Origin of the sequence: Barnesiella sp. CU968 (genome assembly GCF_905219685.1) — a bacterium.
Classification (GTDB): domain Bacteria; phylum Bacteroidota; class Bacteroidia; order Bacteroidales; family Muribaculaceae; genus Lepagella; species Lepagella muris_A.
Map to the genome: position 1 here is coordinate 1 of NZ_CAJMXD010000238.1, position 4,789 is coordinate 4,789.

Consider the following 4,789-nt stretch of genomic DNA (forward strand, 5'->3'; position numbering starts at 1 on the left):
GGCTGTTACTGAGTAGCTGCACCGATGACCTCGATCAGATGCCTGTAACAGAAACGACATCGCAGGATGTCTATTCAAATCCAGAGAACTATAAAAAAGTTCTCGCCAAGATTTATGCGTCTTATGTTCTCGCTGGACAAGGTCAAGGAGGTGACAATGGCGACTTGACAACAATCAACGGACAAGATTTCTCAAGAGGTTATTTCAACCTTCAAGAAGCAGCTACCGATGAAGTTGCCAATACATGGTTGTCTGGAAACAACCTGATTGATTTGACCTACATAAATTGGAGTCCAAAAGATTCATGGGTGTCAGATTCATATTATTGGTTGTTTTTCAACATCACTCTTTGCAATGAATTCTTGCGCCATTGTTCTGATGTAGAAATCAGCAAATTCTCTGCACCGGAACAGGAAGAGATTAAGAGCTTCCGTTCTGAAGCCCGTTTTATGAGAGCATTCAGTTATTGGATGGTTCTTGACCTTTACCGTAAAGGTCCCAAGGTGGATGAAAACACACCTGTCACCGGCTTCATCCCTGAAGCATATGACGGACCCGGTCTGTTTGATTTCATTGAAAGTGAGTTGAAGGAGCTTGTCACCGAAAGTTCCGCATCTGCTTTGCCTGATTCTAATGAATACGGACGAGCAAGCAAACCTACTGCCTGGGCTCTTCTTGCAAGGCTATACCTTAATAGCGCAGTTTATAGAGGGACTGTTGATACTAAATATTATACTGAATGTATCACAGCATGCCACAAAGTGATTTCAAATCCCTCCTATTATCTTGAGCCGGATTATGCAAAACTCTTCAACGCTGATAATCATAAGCGTACTCATGAGATATTGTTCGCTATGGTATGCGATGCAACCACATCTGTAACTTGGGGTGGTGGTACTTATCTGGTATGTGGGTCATGTGGTAACTCCAGTACTCAGGATCCTGCAAAATATGGTTTGACAAACGGCTGGGGTATGTTCCGTGCCCGTGGAGAAATCACCTCCAAATTCGGAGACATCGCCACAACAGGTGATTCTCGTGCTATGTTCTACACAGATGGTCAGGAGCAGTTCTTTACAGGTGCTATAGATAATCAATCTGAGGGCTATTTCTTTGAGAAGTTCACTAATCTTACAGATGATGGTGTCGCAGCCTCTAACTCAGCTGCAACTGGCTGTTCAACAGACTATCCAATGATTCGACTGGCTGATGTGTATCTGATGGCTGCCGAAGCTTTACTGAGAGGTGGGGCAGGTATTTCAAGAGCAGAAGCACTCGAATTAGTTAATAAAGTTAGGTTACGTGCTTACAACGGTGATGAAAGTGGCAAGATTTCTGACGGAGATTTCACTCTTGACTTTATTCTTGATGAACGTGGACGAGAACTATATCTTGAATCAATACGGCGAACAGACCTTGTCCGGTTTGACAAGTTCACAACCGATTCGTATATCTGGCAATGGAAAGGTGGCGTACTGGATGGTCGTGCTGTAAATGCAAAATATAACATATATCCGATTCCGGATACAGACTTGACTGCTAATCCAAATCTTACAAACCCATTATATTGATATTAAATCATGAAAATTTTTAATATAATTCGGACAGCATTGATGTCGGGAGCTTTTATAATGGGCTTGGCATCATGCGAAAGCGACATAGAGCCTGTCTATGTCATACCTTCCGATGACATTACATTAGGAGGTGCGACAGGAGAAATAATCCTGAGTGCAAATAATCCCCAGGCTCTCGCCATGACCATTTATTGGAGTGGCGATGGACAGTTGTCCTTGGATAACTCTCTTATACAGGCGCCTGTCAATGCTGCGGAAGAGACACTTCAATTGTCTAAAGATGAGCAGTTCTCATCAACAATAGATCTAACTGTAGAAAAAGGTGTACGTTCAAAACAGTTCCTTTGCGAAGAACTCAACTCTTTATTAGGCCGTCTTGGATATACAGCTGATGAGAAAGCACCTCTGTACATTCGTGTTCGCTCAGTTTTGGCTGCCAATGTTGAGCCGACGTATTCATCAGTAATCAAGGTAATGGTTCAATCCTACCGAATACACCTCATTCTGGGCACTGTTCTTGATAAAGATTGGAATGAAACGTCCATGAAACTTGCTTCGCCAGAAGAAAATGGTATCTATAAAGGATTCATGGGAGTAAATGGTTGGACTAACTGGTGGTTCCGTGAAGCAAACAACGTAGTGTGGGGCAATCTTGGAGAATCCGGTAAAACGTTCTTTGCCTCCTCTGCTGATGACCATTGGAATTTCTGGTTCCCCGATCCTGCCGGTTGCTACTTTACAACGCTTAATACAGTTGAGGGCTGGTGGAGCGGTCTTCACATTGAAAACTTAACCGTATCGGGTGATATAGTAGGTGAGATGACATACAATATGAAGGCAAATCAATGGACTCTTCCCATAAATCTCACTTCGGCCTCAACGGTTTCAATAAGTATTAAGGGACAAGGTAGCCTATATAATAAGGAAACTTCGGATATGGGACCGGCTATTCAACAGAATGTCGCATTTGGAGGAAACTCACAGAATCTTTCATTTGGAGAAACCGGTACAGTTATTTCGGTTGATCTACCTGCTGGAGAAACAACACTTGTGCTTGATTTAACTAATCCATTGGAATATACAATCGGTGCTGGAGAAGCCGCTCCTGAGCCTGAGGCAGAACCAAGATTATACTTCTCCGGAGTTGTCAACTGGGATGGTTTTGATGACTACATTTCCCTGTACGATGAAACAAATCGGTGCTATGGTGGTGCGCATTGGGTTAACTCAGAATGGGGATACCGCGCATATCCGCAAGCCGATTGGGGCATAGCCTATAAAGGCGCTCCGGACGCAACAGGGTTGTCCGGATGTCTGATTCTTGCAGAATCAGGTAATGACGGAAACATACCTGCTCCTGAAAGCGGACTGTATGTTATGGATTTCAATATGAAAGATCTCTCATATACATTGACAAAGGTTGATAACGTAACATTCACCGGCTTAAATGATGATTGGTCGGAACATCCTATGCAACAATCCTCTGATAACCCTGAGGTATTTACTGCTGAGTTCGTTAAGGAAAAGGAAACCCCTTGGGGCGTCAAGGTCTTGATTAATAATAATTGGAGTCTCTTCTTCGGAGGCGGCAATGGTAATTTGCTTCTTGGACATTCAGATGCTACTACCGGCTTTGACGGAGACAACGCTCTAACGGTTGGCGAGACCTACATACTTACCGTTGATCTGGGCAAACAAACATATTCTTATTCCCTTAAATAATTACGATAAATGAAGATGACAACAATCATATCCGCATTTGCATTAGCCACTGCATTGGTTTGTGGCTCATGCACAGAGGATGGTCCTGTCACCAATCCTCGACAGGATGATACAAACATAGAAAAAGCCACCGGATTCGCACGCGGTGCTGATGTAAGTTGGCTTACGCAAATGGAATCTGAAGGCCGTAAATTTTTCACTCCGGGCGAGGACCGTCAGGAAATGGAATGTATGCAGTTGCTCCGCGACTACTGCGGCGTAAATTCAATACGACTTCGCGTATGGGTAAACCCAGCCGAAGGATGGAACAATATCGATGATGTTGTTCTAAAAGCCCGTCGTGCAGAGTCGCTTGGACTCCGAACCATGATCGACTTTCATTTCTCTGATACATGGGCTGACCCCGGTCATCAAGAAATGCCTGAAGCGTGGAAAGAACTGTCATTCGACAATCTTAAGAACGCAGTTGCCCAACACGTTTCCGATGTGCTTACAGCCCTAAAAAACGTGAACGTCACACCGGAATGGGTGCAGATTGGAAATGAAACCACTCCCGGTATGATGCTGCCTGTTGGCTCGATCGAGGAGAATCCGGCTCAATATACTGCCCTCAATAATTCGGGTTATGATGCGGTTAAGGAAGTATTCCCTGAAGCAAAAGTCATCGTGCATCTTGACGGAGGAAATAACCAGTGGGCTTATGATCGTATGTTTGATGCTTTGGAAGCAAATGGGGGAAAATATGATATGATCGGCATGTCTTTATATCCTTATTGGGCCGAGCAACAGGGCGAAACCGGAGGTTGGATGAAAGTTGCAGATGATTGTATTGCTAATATCAACCATCTTAAACAGAAATACAACAAGCCTGTGATGATTTGCGAGATAGGTATGCCATACGATCAGCCTGAACCATGCAAACAACTGATTGCAAAAATGATGAATGCTCCAGTTGAGGGGATATTCTACTGGGAACCACAAGCTCCCAATGGCTATAACGATGGTTATAATCTCGGATGTTTTGATAATGACGCACCTACAATAGCACTTGACCCATTTAAGGAAAAATGAAGTCTATGAAGAAATGCACAAAAATAATAGTAATGGCTCTTTCGGGAGCCATTACTTTAACCTCCTATGCTCAACGCTCGGTAACAACATTGAATGATGGCTGGCAGTTTTCAAATGGGGCATTGCAAGATGTTAAAGAGTGGCAAACGGTGAGAGTACCACATGACTGGGCAATTTATGGTCCTTTTGATCGTGCGAATGATTTACAGAGTGTCGCTATCGAACAGAACGGAGAAAAAGAAGAAAGTATAAAAACAGGACGCACTGGAGGTCTCCCCTTTATTGGGAAGGGAGTATATCGAACAACTTTCGACATCTCTGATACTACAAATGTTACTTACACATTGCTCTTTGACGGTGCTATGAGTAATGCTAAGGTCTGTATAAATGGACGTCATGCGATTACATGGCCATACGGATAA

The 4,789-nt window shown here is 43.6% G+C and carries 4 protein-coding genes; all 4 read left to right on the forward strand.

Annotated features, from left to right (window positions below):
• Positions 1–2: 2 nt before the first annotated feature.
• From JX312_RS09415 to JX312_RS09430, 4 genes are read left to right on the forward strand one after another with little or no spacing between them, the layout of a single operon-like run.
• Positions 3–1,571, forward strand: a complete 1,569-nt coding sequence (locus tag JX312_RS09415; protein WP_204457819.1) for a RagB/SusD family nutrient uptake outer membrane protein — start codon at positions 3–5, stop codon at positions 1,569–1,571.
• 9 nt (positions 1,572–1,580) lie between these two features.
• Positions 1,581–3,296, forward strand: coding sequence for a DUF5114 domain-containing protein (locus JX312_RS09420; RefSeq protein WP_123478191.1), 1,716 nt, complete (start codon positions 1,581–1,583; stop codon positions 3,294–3,296).
• 9 nt (positions 3,297–3,305) lie between these two features.
• Positions 3,306–4,367: a glycosyl hydrolase 53 family protein gene (locus JX312_RS09425; protein WP_123478189.1), complete on the forward strand. Its 1,062-nt coding sequence runs from the start codon at positions 3,306–3,308 to the stop codon at positions 4,365–4,367.
• A gap of 5 nt (positions 4,368–4,372) precedes the next feature.
• Positions 4,373–4,789 (forward strand): hypothetical protein, encoded by a 417-nt coding sequence (locus tag JX312_RS09430; RefSeq protein WP_204457820.1) that lies wholly within the window; start codon positions 4,373–4,375, stop codon positions 4,787–4,789.